We start from the raw sequence: 18,152 nt of genomic DNA, 5'->3' as shown, positions 1-18,152 counted from the left end.
CATGGGGGCGCACCTCCTCAGTGCCGAGTCAGCGCCCGGTCAGCGCCACCCGAGCGCCCGGTCAGCGCCCCGTCGGGGCGGCGGCGAAGGGCGCGAGGTGCTGGCCGATATGGGCGGCCAGGACATCGGTGTGCTGAGCCTGGTTCTCGGCGACCACGGCGAGGAAGCGGTCGTGGATCGAGGCGCCCGAGGCATCCGTGCCGTTGAGCGAGTCGCCGTAGCCGACATGCAGGATCTGGCGGGCATCGGCCGAACGGATCAGCTCGGGCAGGTCCACGCCGGTCAGCGATGTCGGGGTCCGGTCCTCATGGGCGGAGACCTGGTAGCTCGCGCGGGCCTTCACATAGGAGGCGCGGGAGATGTCCCAGATGGCGGCGAACAGCTCCGGATCATGGGCGGCCACGACCTCGACGCCGCACAGGTAGCTGGTGCCCGAGGTCTTCAGGTGCACGAGGCCCTGGGTGGCCTCGACGCACAGCGGGTAGATCGAGAACTTGTCCGACCCGGAGTGCAGGGAGATCTTGTAGCCGCCGAACTGCTGCGAGATCGCGTGATGGGCCTCGAGGTTCAGGCGCAGCTCCTCGGTGTTCCCGAGGAAGTCCAGGCCCTTCTCGAAGCCGTCCACGTAGCGCGGGGCGAAGCTGAACCAGGAGGCGCCCAGGCGCGTGAGCTCGGTGGCCATGTAGTAGTGCTCGAAGAAGGTGGTCAGCCACTTCGTCTCGTCGACGGCGAACTCGACCTCGACCTCGTGCGGCGCGTTCTCCGTGACGTGGCGGTACAGGCGCATCGACTCGACGACGGCGCGGCCGTACTTCACGACCGCGGTGAGGACGTCCTGCTCGGTGACCTCGATCTGCGAGTGGCCGACGTCCAGCGTCATCCCCACGTAGCGCTTCTTCGCGTCCTCGAGGGTGTCCTCGAGCTGGTCCCAGGGCAGCTCGGCGGCGTCGGCCTCGGCGACTCCGCCGGTGACGTCGGCGACCAGATCGCCCGGGTCCAGGGTGAACATGACGAACCCGGCCTCGAGGCCGCGGTCGATGCCCTCGGTGGTCTTGATGTGGTCGCAGTCGGCGCCGAAGCCGCTGTCCCAGCCCGCCTCGACGAGCCCGAAGACCGCGTCGTCCATGACGGACCGGGCGCTGCGGCCCAGGCGGTCCATCTCACGGATCGACTGCTGCGCGAGGACCGGCATGACGCTCCCGCCCTGCGCGCCGAAGGCGCGGGCCTGGCCCGGGGTCGCGAGGCCGGTGCGGTCGCCGGTGCCGACGGAGGTGCGGTGGCCGCCGATCAGCTGCGGGCGCAGGGCCGGGAAGGCGGATTGCAGCGCCTTCGCGTTCGCGGTGGTCAGGGGACCGGTGAGCACGTGGCCGTCGCCGGCCGCGGAGGCCTCGCCCTCGAAGGCGGACAGGGCTTCGGCGGCGGAGGCCTCGAGCTGCAGGGAGCGGACGGAGCCGTCGTAGCGGATGCTCGCCGCGAGGGAGTCGGTGCGCAGGGTCATGGGGTTCTCCGATCAGAGAGGTGGGTGATGGTGCTGTCGTGGTTGTCGGGCGGGGGCACGGGTGCGGTCACGGTCTCGCCGCGAGGTCCAGGAGCACCTTGACCTCGCTCGTGGAGCCGGCCGCGGCGGCCTCGAGCGCGCCGCGCGCCTCGGCGAACGGGACCACGAGGGTGCGGATCGGTGAGACGTCGACCGCGCCGGAACGCAGCAGCTCGATGAGGGTGGGGAAGACCTCGCGGCTGTTGCGTGAGCCGAGCACGGTCAGCTCCTTCTTGATCAGCAGCGACTGGTTGAACGTGACCTCGGCGGTGCCGTTGCCGATCAGCACCAGGCGGGCACCGATCGCGGCGGCCTCGATCGCGCCCAGGAAGGAGACCGGCAGACCGGTCGCCTCGCAGACCACGTCGAAGCCGTCACCGTCGGTCGCCGCGTCGACGATCTCCGACAGCTCCGCCCCGCTGAGGTCGATCGTGCCGGCGGCACCGAGCCGATCGGCGAGCTCCAGGCGGGATGGGACCACGTCCGCGATCCAGACCTGTGCGCCCCGGGTGAGGGCGGAGAGCATCGTGAGCAGGCCGATCGCTCCGGCTCCGAGCACGAGCACACGGTCCGACGGGCCGACGTCCGCTCGGAGCACCGCGTGATAGCCGATGGAGAAGGGCTCGACGAGGGCGAGGTCGCGAGGGTCCACCCCGTCGGCCCGATGCAGGCGATCCAGCGGCATCGTGAGCAGCTCCTGGAAGGCTCCGTCGCGGTGCACGCCCATGGTCTCGTTGTGCTCGCAGGCGTTGATCAGGCCGCGGCGGCAGGAGTAGCAGGTGCCGTCCTGGAAGTACGGGACACCGGTGACCACGTCGCCCACCTGGAGCCCTGCGCTGTCGCCGTCGGCCGCGCGGATCTCCACGATCTCGGCCGAGAACTCGTGGCCCGGGACCCGGGGGTAGGTCGTGAAGGGTTGGGTGCCGCGGAAGGTCTGGATGTCCGAGCCGCAGATCCCGGCGTAGAGCACGCGCAGCAGCGCCTCACCGGGAGCAGGGATCGTGTCGTCGATCTCGGCGACCACGGCGGCGCCGGGGGTCGTCACCTGCAGTGCTCTCATGGTGCTCCTGTCCGAGGTCTGCGTGATGGGCGGGGATGCGCACGACCATCGTAAACGATTGCATACCCTGGGCCTGCGGGGAAGGGGTGTTCATGCCGTAGGATTCCGCATGACTGCAAAAGTTGCAGTGGGCACGAACCGCGGCCACGGCCACGACGACGACCACGATCACGAACCACGACCTGGAGGCGACGCATGGCCACGACCCTCAAGGACGTCGCGGCGCTCGCAGGCGTCTCCGTCGCGACCGCCTCGCGCGCCTTCCAGCGACCGGAGCTCGTGGGCACGACCTCGCGCGACAAGGTCCTCGCCGCCGCCGCCGACCTCGGCTACAGCCCCAACCGCAGCGCCCGCGCCCTCATCACCGGCCGCGCCGGGGTCTACGGCGTGATCGTGCCGGACCTCGAGAACCCCTTCTTCCCCGCCGTGCTGAAGGGGGCGCAGGCCCGCGCCCACCAGCTCGGCTCCCAGCTGCTGATCACGGACGCGGGGGAGGCCCCGGAGGGCGAGCTGCCGCTGGTGCGCACCCTCGCCGCCCAGGTCGACGGGATCGTGCTGTGCTCGAGCCGGATGACCGAGGATTCCCTGCGCGAGGCCGCGGACATCACCCCGCTCAGCCTCGTCAACCGGGTGTCCCCGGTGCTGCCCGGCGTCTTCGCGGATCCGATCCCCGGGATCCCCTCGGCCATCCGCCACCTCCATCGCATGGGGCACCGCCATGTCGGGTACGTCGGCGGGCCCAGCGTGAGCCGATCCGACGCCGTGCGCCGGCCCATGATCGAGCGGACCTGCACCGAGGCCGGCATGGACTGGACGGACATCGGCTCCTTCCCACCCACCGTCGACGGCGGCCGCAGCGGCGCCGAGGCGGTGCTGCTCACCGACGTCACCGCGGTGCTCGTCTACAACGACTTCATGGCGCTGGCTCTGATGGAGCGCCTGCGCAGCTTCGGCGTCGACGTGCCCGGGGAGATCAGCGTGGTGGGCTGGGACGACATCGAGTTCTCCTCCCTCGTGACCCCGGGGCTCAGCACTGTGCGGGTGCCCCGCTACGACATGGGTGTCACCGCGATCGACCTGCTCCACGACGGCGGCAGCCGCCGCAACGGCGAGAGCCATCTCGAGAGCCAGGGCGCCAGCGGTGACGAGGATGCCCACGGCCGGAGCCCGAAGCATGCCCGGATCGGCCTGCCCACCCAGTTCGTCCCCCGCGGATCGACCGCGAAGGCCATCGCTCGCGAGTAGCCTGCGGCCATGAGCGAGCTGAGCACATCGATCGACGCGGTCCCCGGAGTCGGCAGGCCGGCCGCCCGCGCCCTGGCCGAGCAGGGACTTGACAGCGTCGGCGACCTCGTCGGCGTGGACTGGACGCAGCTCGCGCGGCTGCACGGCGTCGGCCCCGCGGCCGGTCGTCGCCTCCAGCAGGTCCTCGAGGAGCACGGCGAATCCCTGGTGGACCCGCCTGCTCCGCGCAGCGGCGGGGCGACGGTCACCCGCGGCAGCACCGGGCGCAGCGCGAAGGACATCAGGACCCATGCGACGACGGTCGACCCGGCCCAGTACGTCGCGGGCCTGAGCGCCCGGCGCAGTCGTGAGGGCCAGCAGCTTCTGGAGCTGTTCGGCGAGGCGACCGGGGAGCAGGCCGTCATGTGGGGTCCGAGCATGATCGGCTACGGCGAGACCCACTACGTGTACGCCTCGGGCCGCGAAGGGGACACCTTCCATCTCGGCTTCAGCCCCCGCGCGGCGGACCTCGCCCTCTACGGGCTGGTGAGCGCCCCGCGGTCCGACGAACTGCTCGACCGGCTCGGGAAGCACCGGCGCGGTGCGGCGTGCGTGTGGGTCCGGAAGCTCGAGGACGTGGACCTCGACGTCCTGCGCGACCTCGTCGAGCATGCCTGGGCGTCGGACCCCACGGCCTGCTGAACCTCCCCGACATGGTGAGCTCGCGGTGTGCGGCGATCCGGAGCGTGCCGAGGAGATGGTCCTCACCACGGTGAGCCCCGGGCGAGGGTGCCCTGGGCCGCATGCGGTGGTCGATCGTTAGGCATGCACCGGGCAACAGGCCTACGCTTCCGCGAGGTGCCCCGGAGCGAGCTTCGTCCGGGTGCCACGGACCGTCGTCGAGAGGATCATCCATGGAGCTGCCGGGAGGCATGCCCCGACGCGCTGATCGGGTGCCGGTCGCGCGCCGGAAATCGCGTGCAGGACTGCTGATCGTCGCGATCGGCGCCGTCATGGTGATCCTCTATGCCACCGTGTTCAAGACCCTGATGGGTGCCGACGGCGAGGATCATTCCTGGATCGGGGCGATCTACTGGACGATCACCACGATGTCGACCCTCGGCTACGGCGACATCACCTTCTCGACGGACCTGGGCCGGCTGTTCTCCCTGCTCGTGCTCCTCAGCGGTGTCGTCTACATGCTGGTGCTGCTGCCGTTCTTCGTCATCCAGTATGTCGTCACCCCCTGGCTGGATCGACGGCGCACGGCCCGCACGCCCCGCAAGGTGCCGGCCCAGCTGCGTGACCATGTCCTGCTGGTGGGCTCCGACGCGGTCACCCAGGCGTTCGCCGCGCGGGCGGAGCGCTCCGAGGTCCCCGCGGTGCTCGTCGTGGAGGATCCCGTCGAGGCCGGACAGCTGCATGACCAGGGGCGCCAGGTGGTCGTCGGCCCTCTGGACTCCGCCCAGACCTATCGCAGCGCCGGGGCGGACCGTGCGCGCATGGTCGCCTCGACGCTCTCCGACACCGCGAACACGAACGTCGCCTTCACGGTCCGTCAGGTCTGCGGGGACGTCCCGGTCGCGGTCACCGCGAGCAAGCCGGTCTCGGTGGACGTGCTCTCCCTCGCCGGCTCCGACCACGTGCTCGAGCTTGGCGCGGTGCTGGGCCAGGAGATGGCCGGGCGCGTGCTGGGCTCGACGGGCAGGATCCATCGCATCGGCAGCTTCGGGGACACCCTCATCGCCGAGGCCGCGGTGCGCGGCACCTCGCTCGTGGGGAAGACGCTGGGCGAGGCCATCGCGGAGCTCCGCTCCTGCGTGAGGATCCTGGCGATCATGCGCAAGGGGCGTCTTCGCCCGCTGAAGCCCGAGCTGCCGATCACCGAGCAGACGGTGCTGATCCTCGCGGGGGAGTCCGCCGAGCTCGACGCCTACGACGAGCAGTTCCAGGTCCTGGAGCAGTCCGAGGACCCGGTGATCATCCTCGGCGGCGGCCGGGTGGGTCGTTCGGCCTCCCGCGAGCTCACCGCCCAGGGAGTCCCCAACACGATCGTCGAGCAGCTGCCGGGCCGGGTCGAGAACTCGTACTCCGCACTCGAGGGGACGGCGAACTACACGGTCGTGGACGGTGACGCCGCGGACCAGCGGGTCCTGCGCAGGGCCGGGCTCGAGAGCGCCTCGGCCGTGCTGGTCACGCCGCGCGATGACGATCTGAACGTGTACCTCACCCTGTTCTGCCGGCGCCTGCGCCCCGAGCTCCAGGTGGTCTCGCGCGCGACCTACGAGCGCAACGTCGCCACGCTGTACCGCGCCGGGGCCGACGGGGTCCTCTCGTACGCGACCATCGGCGCCACCGATCTGTGGAACCACGCCGGGCTCAGCCATCGTGTGCTGGTGGCCGAGGGCAATGAGCTGTTCCTGGTGCCGCGGCCCTCCTCCCTCGTGTGGCGCTCCGTCCGGGATGCCGAGGTGCATCGTCGTACCGGCTGCCACATCGTGGCCGTGGCGGGGGACGACGGCACGCTCAGCTATGACACCGAGTCGATCCCCTCGGCGCCGGGCAAGCTGCTGCTGCTCGGTGATCGCCACGCCGAGCGACGCTTCCGGGAGACGTATCTGCGGCGCGGTCGCCGGGGCCGACGGGTCGCCGTCTCCCGCTAGCCTGGTCGGACGCCGTCGTCCCCCGCCACCACCTCGATCCGCATCCCCTCCAGGAGAGACATGCCTGCCGCACCCGTGAAGCTCGCCGTCGGCGACATCGCCCCCGATCTCGATCTGCCCACCGCCGGCGGAGGCCGGATCAGCCTGTCCGAGCTGCGCGGCGCCCCGGCGCTGCTGTGGTTCTACCCGGCCGCCAACACGTCTCTGTGCACCAAGCAGGCCTGCGACCTGCGCGACAACCACCAGATGTTCCTCGACGCCGGCTACCGCGTCGTGGGGATCTCCCCGGATCCGGTGGCGGAGCTCGACCGCTTCGTGGCGGAGCAGGAGCTGCCCTACACCCTCGCGGGCGACGAATCGCACCAGGTGATGGAGGCCTACGGCGCCTGGGGCGAGAAGAACATGTACGGCAAGAAGGTCCAGGGCACGATCCGTTCGACGTTCGCGATCGACGCCGAGGGTGTGCTGACCTTCGTGAAGTACCGCGTGGGCACCCCGAAGCACATCGCGCTGCTGCAGGAGAAGCTCGGGCTCTGATCCCGGCTCCGGATCACGCCTGCCCGGGGGAGCGATGCCGGCGCGAGGTCGTGCGGGAGCACCCGTCCGACGGTGGTGGTCGGCACATGTGACGTGATCTGCGCGCTCCCGCTTTGGCGCACCCCGCGCGCTCCCGTATGCTGTTCCGGCATGCCCAGTTCGACCCGGGCATCAGGAGACGTGGCAGAGCGGCCGAATGCGCTCCCCTGCTAAGGGAGTAGGCGACAAAAATCGCCTCGGAGGTTCAAATCCTCTCGTCTCCGCCGACGGCAAGGCCCCTGTACTGCGAGAACATCGCGGGACAGGGGCCTTGTCCATGCTCTGCCGACGGGCCGACGGGCCGACGGGCCGACGCTCAGAGGCTCTCGCCGGTGCCCTCGCCGATCGTCGTCCATTCGGGGCCGGAGTTCTCCAGCAGATCGGGATCGCGCACCACGTCGGACTCGACGCCCGCACGCAGACGACCCGCGAGCTCCTGCAGCGACTCGCGCAGCAGGGCGCGCGCACGGGAGCCGTCGCCCTCGGCGAGCGCCTCCAGCAGGGCTTCATGGGTGGAGGTGAGGTCGGCGCGCACGCCGAAGCCCAGCGGGTCGGAGAAGCTGCCCATCCGGGTGAGGATCACGATGGTGTTCATCGCGGTGCTGAGGAAGCGGTTCTGGGTGATCTCCGCGAGCTGCTGGTGCAGGTCGAGGTCGGCGTTGCCGGCTTCGATGAGCTGCTCGGCCGCGAGAGCCGTGCGGCTGCGCTCGAGCGAGGCGCGCAGCGGGGCGAGCAGCGCGTCGATCTCCGCCGTCCCGCCGCGGCGGCGCAACGTGCTGATCGTGTCCGCCACGATCGTGGCGGACTGCATCTCGATCCCGAGGCGGTAGTCGATGAAGTCCGACATCGTCCCGGCGTCCATACGGGTGACGAACAGGCCGCGACCGGGGATCTGGGTGAGCAGGCCGTCGCGCACCAGGCGCTGGCAGGCCTCGCGCAGGGACGAGCGGGAGATCCCCATCTGGCGGGACACCTGCACCTCGGGGATCCCGTCGCTGGGGCGGAGGTCGCCGTAGTAGATGGCGTTGCGCAGCTCGAGCTCGGCCTGATCGATGATCGAGGGCCGACGCAGCGGCTGCATCATGGGCAGCTGCACTCGTTCCAGACGAGAGGTCATCGCCGTTCTCCTTGCTCCTGCGCGGTCCACTTCCGCGTCGCGTCATCGTAGAACGCGGGAGACCTCACGTCAGCATGGGAGGACCGGTGCAGTCGCTCGATTCACTCGGGGACCTCGCCGGGGCGTGGTCCGAGGCGCGGTCCGGGGCCGCGGACCGGAGCGGACGCGGGACGAGTTCCGAGCGGGTTACGACCCCATCACGAAACGTGGACGGGGTACGACCCACTCGGCCAACACCTATAACGTGGACAGGAATCCGATATCCAGAGATCAGATTGTCCGACAGCTCAGCATCGAGCAGCCAGCGCGCGTCGGCCGGTCGATCGCTCAGCGAGAGGGAACTCCCCATGCACAATCGCCGTACATTCTTCCGAGGGACCGGCCTCGTGCTGTCCGCCGCGGCACTGGGCGGCAGCCTGGCCGCCTGCAGCCAGACGAGCACCGGCGGCGGTGGCGATTCCAGCGATGGTGGCGGCGACGATCTGCTGTCCAAGCTCCAGAAGGCCGGCAAGATCACCGTCGGCTTCGCGGGGGAGGCGCCCTACAGCTTCGACGACAACGGAGAGCTGACCGGCGCGACCGTGGCCATGCACCGTGAGATCTTCGGCGAACTCGGCATCGACGAGGTCGAGGGCAAGCTCACCGACTGGAACTCACTGATCCCGGGCCTGAACTCCCAGCAGTTCGACGCGGTCAGTGCCGGCATGTCGATCCTCCCCGAGCGCTGCGCCGAGGCCGCCTTCAGCGAGCCGGAGTTCCAGTACACGACCGCGCTCATGGTGCCCGCGGGCAACCCCGAGAACCTCGAGAACATGGACTCCTTCGTCGACTCCGGTCTCACCGTCGCCACCATGAGCGGCGCGGTCGAGAGCACCTACGCGAAGGACCTCGATCTCGACAGCATCGAGGTCGGCGGCCCGCAGGACGGCGTGGACGCCGTCACCAGCGGCAACGCGGACGCCTTCGCGCTCACCGCGATCTCCCTGAACTGGCTGGCCGACAACTCCAACACCGACCTCGAGGTGACCGAGAGCTTCGTCGCCGAGATCGACGGGGTGAAGCAGGTCGGCGCCGGCGGCACCGTCTTCCGCAAGGCGGACACCTCGCTGCTGGACGCGTACAACGAGAAGCTCGCCGAGATCATCGCCGATCCGGAGCGGTACCTCTCCATCGTCGGTGAGTTCGGCTTCTCCGAGGAAGAGCTCCCCCCGGAGGATATGACCGCTGAGATCCTGTGCTCCGGCGATCTGTCGTCCCTGCAGTGACCTCTGACGATCTCGTCCATACCGCTCCGGCGCGCCCCGATCTGGGACGCGCCGGAGCGGCGCGAGTCGAGGAGGTGATCCGCCCATGGATGGTGTGATGGGCTTCTTCGAGCAGCTCGGACCCAATATCGAGATCCTCGGCGCACGGATGCCGCAGGTCCTGGAAGGTGTCCAGGCCACCGTGCTGGCCACCGCGCTCGGTGGCCTGCTGGCACTGGTGATCTCCTTCGTGTTCGGCATCGCTCAGACCGTGAAGGTCGCCGTTGTGCGCATCCTCGCGCGCATCTTCGTGGAGTTCTTCCGCGGCACCTCGCTCATGGTCCAGCTGTTCTGGCTCGCTTTCGTGCTGCCGCAGCTGCCCTATCCGTTCGGGTGGCAGCTCACCCCCCTCGCCATTCACCCCCCTCGCCATCGGCGTGCTGGCGCTGGGGCTGAACTACGGGGCCTACGGCGCCGAGGTGGTGCGCGGCTCGATCGGCTCGGTGCCCAAGGGGCAGTACGAGGCGCTCAGCGCGCTGAGCCTCTCCCCGGCGCGCGGCATGTTCCGCGTGATCATCCCGCAGGCCTGGGCCTTGATGATCCCCTCGCTGTCGAACCTGTGGATCCAGCTGCTCAAGGGCAGCGCCATCGTCAGCACGGTGCTGCTCTACGACCTCTACTTCCGGGTGGAGCAGGTGCGTGATCAGACCGGCACGTGGTTCGCGTTCCTGTTCGCCCTGGTCGCGTACTACCTCATCGCCTGGGTGATCGTCATCATCATGAACGCTCTCGAAGTCCGGGCCAAGCACAAGATCGGCCGGGGCCCGGCGCTGTCGAAGTCGCTCGGATCCCTGCTGCGTTCCCCGGGCAGTGCCGCTGTGGCGAAGGGAGGACTGGCATGAACGAGTCCTGGTGGTCCTGGGACCACGCCGCCGCCGTCTTGCCCCTGCTGTTGGAGGGCTTCTTCAAGTACACCCTGGTGGCGACCGTGCTCGGCACGCTCATCGCCGTGGTGCTGGGCCTGGTCGTGGCGATGATCCGACGGATCGCGCCAGCCGTCATCCGCACTCCGGTGACCTGGGTCGTGGAGTTCATCCGGATGACGCCGCTCGTGGTCCAGCTGGTGTTCGCGAACCTGGTGCTCTCGCCCTACCTCGACTCGACGCTCGCGATCGGCATCTGGGTGCTCGGCATCCACTACACGACCTATATGGCCGAGGTGTACCGCGCCGGCATCGACTCCGTGCCCAAGGGACAGTGGGAGGCGGCCACCGCGCTGTCGCTCCCGTTGCTGCGCACCTGGCGGGCGGTCGTCATCCCGCAGGCGATCCGCAGCACCCTGCCGTCGCTGGGCAACTACGCGATCTCGATGTTCAAGGAGACGCCGTTCCTCTCCCTCATCTACGTCCTGGAGATGGTGCGCGTCGCCCAGACCTACGGCGGGGACACCTTCCGGTACACCGAGTCGATCACGCTCGCCGGCCTGATCTTCCTGGTCGCGAGCTATCCGACGTCCGTTCTGATCCGACGACTGGAGAAGAAACTTGCCTGAGAACACCGCCCCCGAGGGGGCATCCGCCACCGGTGCTCCGCACATCGAGTTCCGAGACGTGGTCAAGAGGTTCGGCGACAACACCGTGCTGAACGACCTCAACTTCACCGTCGCGAAGGGGGAGCGCGTCACCCTGATCGGGCCCTCCGGCTCCGGCAAGACGACGATCCTGCGCCTGGTGATGACCCTCGAGGAGCTCACCGACGGGTTCATCCATGTCGGGGGGACCCCCCTGCAGTACGAGGACCGGGGCGGGAAGCGCGTTCGCGTCTCGGACAAGGCCCGCCGTCGCACCACCACGCAGATCGGGATGGTGTTCCAGCACTTCAACCTGTTCCCGAACATGACGGTGCTGGAGAACATCACCGAGGCGCCCATCCACGTCATGGGTCTGTCCAAGGCCGAGGCGGTTTCCAAGGCCGAGGGCCTGCTGGAGAAGGTCGGCATGAGCGACAAGCGGGACTTCAACCCCTCGCAGCTCTCCGGTGGTCAGCAGCAGCGCGTGGCGATCGCCCGCGCGCTGGCGATGGACCCCGAGATCCTGCTGCTGGACGAGGTCACCTCGGCGCTGGATCCCGAGCTGGTGGGGGAGGTGCTCGCGGTGCTGAAGGAAATCGCCGCCGAGACGGACATCTCGATGCTGATCGTGACCCACGAGATGCAGTTCGCCCGGGACGTCTCGGACCGGGTGATGATGTTCGATCAGGGATCGATCGTCGAGGAGGGCTCGCCGGAGAAGATCTTCAGCGACCCCGGCCACCAGCGCACCAGGGACTTCCTGCACGCCGTGCTCTGACCTCGAGCTCTGACCTCGAGCTCTGACCCCATGCTCTGACCTCCAGCTCTGACTCCGGCCTCAGTCCCGACTTGTCTCGTCCTGTCTGTTCTCGTCCCGTCCGCAGACCGGTCCGCGGCAGGGCTTCCCGTCCCGTCGCGATAGTCTGTGCCCGTTCGTTCCGCGCCGAGGCGGTCGCCCCAGCTGTCGGCGGCCGCTGTGTGGCGCCGCCGACCCCAGGAGGCCCCGTGCCAGAATCCGACGCCATCGCCGTCCCGACCTTGACGAGCGAGTTCCCCGTCGTCGGCGATGATCCCCATATCGATGCACCGTTGCGAGCGACAGTCCGTCGCCTCTCGACGCTGCTCGGTCGCACCCTCGCTGACCAGCATGGTCAGGAGATGCTGGATCTCGTCGAGCAAGTCCGCAAGCTGACCAAGGACGCGAAGTCCTCGGACTCCGAGGCCGAGGCCCGAGATGTCCAGGAGCGTCTCGCCGAGCTCCCGCTCGAACAGGCGACGGCGCTGACCCGTGCCTTCGCCCAGTACTTCCTGCTGGCCAATGCGGCCGAGCAGGTCTACCGGGTCCGCTCCCTGCAGGAGCGGCCCTCCTCGGAGTCGTGGGTCCCGCGCACCGTCGCGGCCGTGCACGAGTCCGTGGGTCCGGAGGGTCTGCAGGAGGCCGTCGACTCGCTCGACGTGCGCCTGATCTTCACCGCGCATCCCACCGAGGCCTCCCGTCGGGCGGTGCTGACCAAGCTCCGCAAGATCTCGGACATCCTCGAGAACGACACCGAGGACGGCACGACCGAGCGGCGCCGGCAGGATCATCTGCTCTCCGAGCTCATCGAGTCCCTGTGGCAGACGGACGAGCTGCGTCGCCAGCGTCCGACCCCTCAGGACGAGTCGCGCAACGTGCTCTACTACCTGACCCAGCTGTACCGCCAGACCATGCCGGGGTTCCTCGACGATCTGCGCGAGGAGCTGCGCGCCCATGGCGCCGACCTGCGCGAGCGTCAGGTGCCGCTGCGGTTCGGGTCCTGGATCGGCGGCGACCGCGACGGCAACCCGTACGTCACCGCGGAGGTCACCCGTGAGGTGCTCCAGCTCCAGGCCGAGACCGCGGTCGAGCTGGCGATCGACGTCGTCTCCGAGCTCATCGGCGACCTGTCGATCTCCAGCGAGATGACCGGTGACGACGAGGAGCTGCGCGCGAGCATCGAGGCGGATCTCGCCTTCGACTCCGAGGTCGACGAGGTGCAGCAGCGGATGTTCGAGCAGGAGCCCTACCGGCTCAAGCTCGGCACGATGCGCGGCAAGCTCAAGGCCACCGGTGAGCGGATCCGCACCAGCGAGCCGCATGTGCATGGCAAGGACTACTACGACTCCGAGGAGCTGCAGGACGATTTCGCCGTGCTGCGCGGAGCCCTGGCCCGCCACGGCGGTCGTCGGGCGGCCGACGGGGCGATCGCTGTCGCCCAGCAGGTCCTCGCCGGCTCCGGCCTGAACCTCGCCATCCTCGACGTGCGCGAGCACTCCGAGAAGCACCACGAGGTGCTGGCCCGTCTCTTCGACCGGGTCGGGGAGCTGGACCGTCCCTACGCGGAGCTCAGCCGCGACGAGCGCACGAAGGTGCTGGCCGCGGAGCTCGCGAACCGCCGTCCGCTGGTCGGCACGGCCCTCGCCGAGGACGAGACGATCCTCGACGACGCCACCCGCACCACCTACAAGGTGTTCGGCGAGATCCGGGACGCGCACCGGCAGTACGGCCAGTCCTCGATCGAGACCTACATCGTCTCCATGACGCATGGCGCCGACGACATCCTCGCCGTCGCCCTGCTCGCCCGTGAAGCCGGCCTGGTCACCCTTCCCGGTGGCGACGAGAACCGGTCGGACATCAGCTTCGCGCCGCTGCTCGAGGAGGTCGCCGAGCTGCGTCACGCCGGGGAGATCCTCGACGAGATGCTCAGCGATCCGTCCTACCGGGAGATCGTGCGCCTGCGCGGCGACCTCCAGGAGGTCATGCTCGGCTACTCCGACGGCAACAAGGATTCCGGCGTCATCACGAGCCAGTGGGAGATCCACCAGGCTCAGCGCCTGCTGCGCGATGTCGCCGCCCGCCACGGGGTGACGCTGCGGCTGTTCCATGGCCGCGGCGGGTCCGTCGGCCGTGGTGGCGGCCCGACGTACGACGCGATCCTGGCTCAGCCGTACGGCGTGCTCGAGGGCGAGATCAAGTTCACCGAGCAGGGTGAGGTCATCTCGGACAAGTACACGCTGCCCACGCTGGCCCGGGAGAACCTGGACCTGTCGCTGGCCGCGGTGCTCGAAGGCTCGGCGCTGCATACCGCGCCGCGCTCGACGCCCGAGCAGCTGGAACGCTTCGGCGAGGTCATGCAGCAGGTCTCCGACGCCTCCTATGCGCGCTACCGCACGCTGGCGGACGACCCGGATCTGCCGGAGTACTTCGTGACCTCGACGCCGGTCGAGCAGCTCGGCGACCTGAACATCGGCTCGCGCCCCTCCAAGCGCGCGACCTCCGAGAAGGGCCTGGACGGTCTGCGGGCCATCCCGTGGGTCTTCGGCTGGACCCAGTCCCGACAGATCGTGCCGGGCTGGTTCGGGGCAGGCTCCGGTCTGAAGGCCGCTCGTGAGGCGGGCCTCGAGCCCGATCTCCACGACATGCTGCGCAACTGGCACTTCTTCCGCACCGTGATCAGCAACGTCGAGATGACGCTCGCGAAGACGGACATGGCGATAGCCGGGCACTACGTGCACTCGCTGGTGCCGGAGCGGCTGTGGCCGCTGTTCGACCGCATCAAGGCGGAGTTCGAGCTGTCGGTCGCCGAGATCGAGCGTCTCACCGGGGTGCTGGACCTGCTGGACAACCAGCCGGTGCTCAAGCGCACGCTCGCCGTGCGCGACCGGTACCTGGATCCGATCTCCTACATGCAGGTCGCGATGCTGCAGCGTGCCCGGGCCGCCACGGCCCGCGGTGAGGAGCTCTCCCCGGAGCTGCAGCGTGCGCTGCTGACCACCATCAACGGTGTGGCCGCCGGTCTGAAGAACACCGGCTGAGCCGTCCCGTGCCACAGGGAAGGGCCCCGACGATCCTGAGGATCGTCGGGGCCCTTCCCTGTGCGCTACCCGGCTCGAGCATCGCCCGACGTCGATGTGTGCGTGCCGGCGAGCTGCGCCCGACGGTGAGCTACGCCCGACGGTGAGCTGCGCCCGACGGTGAGCTGCGCCCGACGGTGAGCTGCGCCCGACGGTGAGCTGCGCCCGACGGTGAGCTGCGCCCGACGGTGAGCTGCGCCCGACGGTGAGCTGCGCCCGACGGTGAGCTGCGCCCCACGGCCCGGTCGGTCGCTCCTCTTCCGTGCGGCGAGTGCGACCTTGGAGCCGTCATTCGTGCCCGAGGGCAGCGCCAACGTCGCACTCGATCAGCGTGGCGGGTAGACCTCAGAAATCCGGGACCAGACCCGGACCCGGTAGCCCGTCCCAGGAGCGCGCCTCGGTAGCGCGTCTCGGGAGCGCAGCCCGGCGGCTCAGCGACCGGTGCCGTCGACCGCGAACTCGTCGATGCGGGTGAGCTCCTCCGGGGTGAAGGTGAGGTTCTCGGTGGCGCCGATGTTCTGCTCGAGCTGACGCACCGAGGAGGCACCGACCAGTGCGGTCGCCACGGCCTGGTGGCGCAGGACCCAGGACAGGGCGAGCTGGGCGAGGCTCTGGCCGCGCTCGTGGGCGATCTCGGTCAGGGCGCGCATGCGGGTCTGGTAGGTCGTGTCGTGGACCTGACGCGAGGTGAGCGACCCGCCCGTCCCGCTGGCCCGGGATCCGTGGGGCACCTCGGACATGTACTTGTTGGTCAGCAGCCCCTGCTGGAGCGGCGAGAAGACGGCCAGGCCGATCTCCAGGTCCTCGACTGTCTCGAGCAGCCCGTTCTCGATGTGCCGGTTGAACATCGAGTAGGAGGGCTGGTGGATGAGCAGCGGGGTGCCGAGGTCGGCGAGGATCTCCGTCGCCTCCCGGGTCTTCTCGGGGGAGTAGTTCGAGATCCCGGCGTACAGGGCCCTGCCGCTGCGCACCGCGTGGTCGAGCGCCCCCATCGTCTCCTCGAGCGGGGTCGCGGGGTCCTCGCGGTGGTGGTAGAAGATGTCGACGTGGCCCAGGCCCATCCGTCGCAGGGACTGGTCCAGGGAGTTGAGCAGATACTTCCGCGAGCCACCGTCGCCGTAGGGGCCGTCCCACATCCCGTAGCCGGCCTTGGTGGAGATCACGAGCTCATCGCGATGGTGGCGGAAATCCTGCTCGAGGATCCGGCCCACATGGGTCTCGGCGCTGCCCGGAGGCGGACCGTAGTTGTTGGCCAGGTCGAAGTGGGTCACTCCGAGGTCGAAGGCACGGCGCACGATGGCGCGGAGGACCTGCAGGTCGCGGCCCTCACCGAAGTTCTGCCAGAAGCCCAGCGAGACCGGGGGCAGGCGCAGCCCGGAACGGCCCACCCGCCGATACGGGACGTTCTCGTAGCGATGGGGGGACGGGGTGAAGGCGTCGGTGCTCATGCCGGCAGTTTAGTCGCCCCGGTCACATGACACGACGACGAGTGCAGGTCAGAGCTCGTGGAGAGGACGCTCCATGACGTCCATGCCCAGTCCCGCGATCTGCAGCCCCGCGGGATCGCCCGCGAAGGGCACGGCCACGCCGGTGCGCACGAAGCCGTGCCGCTCGTACCAGGCGTGCAGTTCCGGCCGGGACTGCAGGACCCGGATCATGAGCACGTCGACCCCGTCGCGCTGCAGGTGATCGCTCTGGGCGGTGAGGAGGCTGCGCCCGAGCCCGCGGGACTGGGCCGACGGATGCACGGCGAACAGCCCCAGCTCCGCACGGACGAGCCCGTCGGCGTCGGCCGGTTCTCGACGGGTGTAGCAGCACCCGACGATCTCGTCTTCGTGGATGCCCTCTTCCGCGCCCTCCGCTGTGCCCTCGCGGGCGGTGCCGTGCTCGCCCTCGCGGGCAGTGCTCTGCTCGCCCTCGGCGCCGGGGTCAGCGTCGGACGGCGCGGTCCCGGACGGGGTGCGCACGGCGACCAGGAGGGTGACGGCCGGATCGGCGACCATGTCGCGTACTTCCGTGGAGTCCGTCCGGGTGCCCGTGACCAGGTGCGCCTCCGTGGTCCAGCCGCCGGTGCCGCGATAGGCGGCCTGTGCCAGCGCGACGATGTGCTCGACGTCGTCCTCACGGGCGGGCCGGATCGCGATCGTGGAGGTCAGGGTGGTGACAGGGTTGGGGACGGTCATCGGATCACCTCGGCGCGTTGCAGGGCGGAGAGCAGGGTGTGGCCATCGGGCGCGCTCACGACCAGCGGCGTGAGGTCTCCGTGGCTGCGCCGCTCGAGGGGGCGCAGAGTGCCGTGGGCGAGCAGCTGCTCGGATTCTGTCAGCTGACGGATCACGATCGCCTCGACGAGCTCGGGACGCTCGGCGGCGAAATCGGCGTAGGTCGACGGGTCGTGCTGTCCGTCATCGCCGACCAGGAGCCAGCGATGCTCCGGGAAGGTCTCGGCCAGGCGCCGCAGCGCCCGTTCCTTGTGCTCCCGGCCGGAGCGGAAGAACCCGGTGTTCGTGGGTCCCCAGTCGGTCAGGAGCAGCGGACCGTCGGGGTACCCGTTCTTGTAGAGGAACCTCTTGAGCACCGGGAACACGTTCCAGGCGCCCGTGGACAGGTACAGCACCGGCATCTCGGGGTACTGCCGGGCGAGGCGCTGGTAGAGCATCGGCATGCCCGGCACGACCTGGCGGGAGGACTGGTGGACCACGAAGGCGTTCCAGAAGGCCAGCAGCGGGCGCGGCAGCAACGTCACCATCACCGTGTCATCGATGTCGCTGACCAGGCCCACGGTGGCCTCGGGGGCGAAGATGGTGACGTCGGCGGCCACCTCGTTGCCGGAGACCGTCCACAGCAGCGCCTCGTGCTGACCGGGCTCGAGGTCGACGTCGAGCTGGACGTCGACGATCCCGGTGCGGTCCGCACGCGCGCTGAACTGCTGACCACCGATCCGGATGGTGACGGTGCGGAAGGGTGCGACCTGGCTCGCGAAGTTGCGCCACCCCCGCACGGCCATGGTGCGCATGTCGTGGACCGGCTGGTCATGGAAGTCGGCCGGAGCACCGGGTGAGGCGTAGAGGACCTTCGCCAGCACCCTGACCTGCGTCGGAGAGCCGTATCCGTGGAACGGCTGGAGCCGGAGATCCCAGTGCAACCGTTGCAGTGCTCTGCCCACGGTGGCGTTCTTGACGTCCTCGAAACGGGCCGACCAATGAGGACGCCTCCGGCCCGGACCTCCACCGGCCGCGCGGGACGCGGATCGGGAGGAGGCCAGGCCGGAGGCGGCTCGACGGGAGG

At 69.6% G+C, this 18,152-nt stretch carries 15 protein-coding genes, 1 tRNA gene and 1 pseudogene; 11 read left to right on the top strand and 6 right to left on the bottom strand.

Annotated elements, in window-relative coordinates; all coding sequences use genetic code 11:
• Positions 1-61: 61 nt before the first annotated feature.
• Together ACT3UL_RS01980 and ACT3UL_RS01975 are read right to left on the bottom strand one after the other, a co-directional pair.
• The gene (locus tag ACT3UL_RS01980; protein ID WP_444576445.1) at positions 62-1,498 is read right to left on the bottom strand and encodes a tagaturonate epimerase family protein; all 1,437 of its coding nucleotides are present in this window, start codon (positions 1,496-1,498) and stop codon (positions 62-64) included.
• Positions 1,499-1,565: 67 nt separating this feature from the next.
• Complete coding sequence (locus ACT3UL_RS01975; protein ID WP_444576444.1) at positions 1,566-2,597, bottom strand: zinc-binding alcohol dehydrogenase family protein; 1,032 nt, start codon at positions 2,595-2,597, stop codon at positions 1,566-1,568.
• A gap of 195 nt (positions 2,598-2,792) precedes the next feature.
• Between ACT3UL_RS01975 and ACT3UL_RS01970 the strand changes: the two genes are divergently transcribed.
• The 5 genes from ACT3UL_RS01970 to ACT3UL_RS01950 all read left to right on the top strand — a co-directional run bounded on the left by ACT3UL_RS01970 (position 2,793) and on the right by ACT3UL_RS01950 (position 7,284).
• Positions 2,793-3,842: a LacI family DNA-binding transcriptional regulator gene (locus ACT3UL_RS01970; protein ID WP_444576443.1), complete on the top strand. Its 1,050-nt coding sequence runs from the start codon at positions 2,793-2,795 to the stop codon at positions 3,840-3,842.
• A 9-nt stretch (positions 3,843-3,851) separates the two neighbouring features.
• Entirely contained in the window at positions 3,852-4,523 is a 672-nt protein-coding gene (locus ACT3UL_RS01965) for a DUF1801 domain-containing protein (RefSeq protein ID WP_444576442.1), read from the top strand.
• 212 nt (positions 4,524-4,735) lie between these two features.
• Positions 4,736-6,484 (top strand): potassium channel family protein, encoded by a 1,749-nt coding sequence (locus ACT3UL_RS01960; protein WP_444576441.1) that lies wholly within the window; start codon positions 4,736-4,738, stop codon positions 6,482-6,484.
• 60 nt (positions 6,485-6,544) lie between these two features.
• Complete coding sequence (locus ACT3UL_RS01955) at positions 6,545-7,021, top strand: peroxiredoxin (protein WP_444576440.1); 477 nt, start codon at positions 6,545-6,547, stop codon at positions 7,019-7,021.
• Between the two features lie 174 nt (positions 7,022-7,195).
• Positions 7,196-7,284, top strand: a tRNA-Ser gene (locus tag ACT3UL_RS01950).
• A gap of 92 nt (positions 7,285-7,376) precedes the next feature.
• Here the strand turns inward: ACT3UL_RS01950 and ACT3UL_RS01945 are convergent.
• The gene (locus tag ACT3UL_RS01945; protein WP_444576439.1) at positions 7,377-8,177 is read right to left on the bottom strand and encodes a GntR family transcriptional regulator; all 801 of its coding nucleotides are present in this window, start codon (positions 8,175-8,177) and stop codon (positions 7,377-7,379) included.
• Positions 8,178-8,524: 347 nt separating this feature from the next.
• Here ACT3UL_RS01945 and ACT3UL_RS01940 point away from each other — a divergent pair, with 347 nt between their 5' ends.
• The 6 genes and pseudogenes from ACT3UL_RS01940 to ppc all read left to right on the top strand — a co-directional run bounded on the left by ACT3UL_RS01940 (position 8,525) and on the right by ppc (position 14,825).
• Positions 8,525-9,442: a transporter substrate-binding domain-containing protein gene (locus tag ACT3UL_RS01940; protein WP_444576438.1), complete on the top strand. Its 918-nt coding sequence runs from the start codon at positions 8,525-8,527 to the stop codon at positions 9,440-9,442.
• A gap of 85 nt (positions 9,443-9,527) precedes the next feature.
• A pseudogene (locus ACT3UL_RS01935) lies at positions 9,528-9,740 on the top strand (ectoine/hydroxyectoine ABC transporter permease subunit EhuC); the annotation flags it as partial.
• Positions 9,741-9,858: 118 nt separating this feature from the next.
• Positions 9,859-10,323: an ABC transporter permease subunit gene (locus tag ACT3UL_RS01930; protein ID WP_444576437.1), complete on the top strand. Its 465-nt coding sequence runs from the start codon at positions 9,859-9,861 to the stop codon at positions 10,321-10,323.
• Positions 10,320-10,973, top strand: coding sequence for an ectoine/hydroxyectoine ABC transporter permease subunit EhuD (ehuD, locus tag ACT3UL_RS01925; RefSeq protein ID WP_444576436.1), 654 nt, complete (start codon positions 10,320-10,322; stop codon positions 10,971-10,973). Before ACT3UL_RS01930 ends, ehuD begins: the two co-directional genes overlap by 4 nt.
• Entirely contained in the window at positions 10,966-11,769 is an 804-nt protein-coding gene (gene ehuA, locus ACT3UL_RS01920) for an ectoine/hydroxyectoine ABC transporter ATP-binding protein EhuA (protein ID WP_444576435.1), read from the top strand. Before ehuD ends, ehuA begins: the two co-directional genes overlap by 8 nt.
• A 227-nt stretch (positions 11,770-11,996) precedes the next feature.
• Entirely contained in the window at positions 11,997-14,825 is a 2,829-nt protein-coding gene (ppc, locus tag ACT3UL_RS01915) for a phosphoenolpyruvate carboxylase (protein ID WP_444576434.1), read from the top strand.
• 470 nt (positions 14,826-15,295) lie between these two features.
• On the opposite strand, the gene ACT3UL_RS01910 is transcribed toward ppc, so the two are convergent.
• From ACT3UL_RS01910 to ACT3UL_RS01900, 3 genes are read right to left on the bottom strand one after another with little or no spacing between them, the layout of a single operon-like run.
• Complete coding sequence (locus ACT3UL_RS01910) at positions 15,296-16,312, bottom strand: aldo/keto reductase (RefSeq protein ID WP_444576433.1); 1,017 nt, start codon at positions 16,310-16,312, stop codon at positions 15,296-15,298.
• 48 nt (positions 16,313-16,360) lie between these two features.
• Positions 16,361-17,047, bottom strand: a complete 687-nt coding sequence (locus ACT3UL_RS01905; RefSeq protein WP_444576432.1) for a GNAT family N-acetyltransferase — start codon at positions 17,045-17,047, stop codon at positions 16,361-16,363.
• Positions 17,044-18,030, bottom strand: a complete 987-nt coding sequence (locus ACT3UL_RS01900) for an App1 family protein (RefSeq protein ID WP_444576431.1) — start codon at positions 18,028-18,030, stop codon at positions 17,044-17,046. The genes ACT3UL_RS01905 and ACT3UL_RS01900 overlap by 4 nt, the downstream gene beginning before the upstream one ends.
• Positions 18,031-18,152: the final 122 nt, after the last annotated feature.

The sequence above is a fragment of the Brachybacterium sp. 107 genome (genome assembly GCF_052379725.1).
Classification (GTDB): domain Bacteria; phylum Actinomycetota; class Actinomycetes; order Actinomycetales; family Dermabacteraceae; genus Brachybacterium.
This window is presented reverse-complemented; position numbering and strand designations above follow the sequence as displayed.

Coding starts and splice junctions, on each gene's coding strand:
- ACT3UL_RS01980 (WP_444576445.1), bottom strand. CDS start 1,498: ATGACCCTGCGCACCGACTCCCTCGCGGCGAGCATCCGCTACGACGGC.
- ACT3UL_RS01975 (WP_444576444.1), bottom strand. CDS start 2,597: ATGAGAGCACTGCAGGTGACGACCCCCGGCGCCGCCGTGGTCGCCGAG.
- ACT3UL_RS01970 (WP_444576443.1), top strand. CDS start 2,793: ATGGCCACGACCCTCAAGGACGTCGCGGCGCTCGCAGGCGTCTCCGTC.
- ACT3UL_RS01965 (WP_444576442.1), top strand. CDS start 3,852: ATGAGCGAGCTGAGCACATCGATCGACGCGGTCCCCGGAGTCGGCAGG.
- ACT3UL_RS01960 (WP_444576441.1), top strand. CDS start 4,736: ATGGAGCTGCCGGGAGGCATGCCCCGACGCGCTGATCGGGTGCCGGTC.
- ACT3UL_RS01955 (WP_444576440.1), top strand. CDS start 6,545: ATGCCTGCCGCACCCGTGAAGCTCGCCGTCGGCGACATCGCCCCCGAT.
- ACT3UL_RS01945 (WP_444576439.1), bottom strand. CDS start 8,177: ATGACCTCTCGTCTGGAACGAGTGCAGCTGCCCATGATGCAGCCGCTG.
- ACT3UL_RS01940 (WP_444576438.1), top strand. CDS start 8,525: ATGCACAATCGCCGTACATTCTTCCGAGGGACCGGCCTCGTGCTGTCC.
- ehuD (WP_444576436.1), top strand. CDS start 10,320: ATGAACGAGTCCTGGTGGTCCTGGGACCACGCCGCCGCCGTCTTGCCC.
- ACT3UL_RS01910 (WP_444576433.1), bottom strand. CDS start 16,312: ATGAGCACCGACGCCTTCACCCCGTCCCCCCATCGCTACGAGAACGTC.
- ACT3UL_RS01905 (WP_444576432.1), bottom strand. CDS start 17,047: ATGACCGTCCCCAACCCTGTCACCACCCTGACCTCCACGATCGCGATC.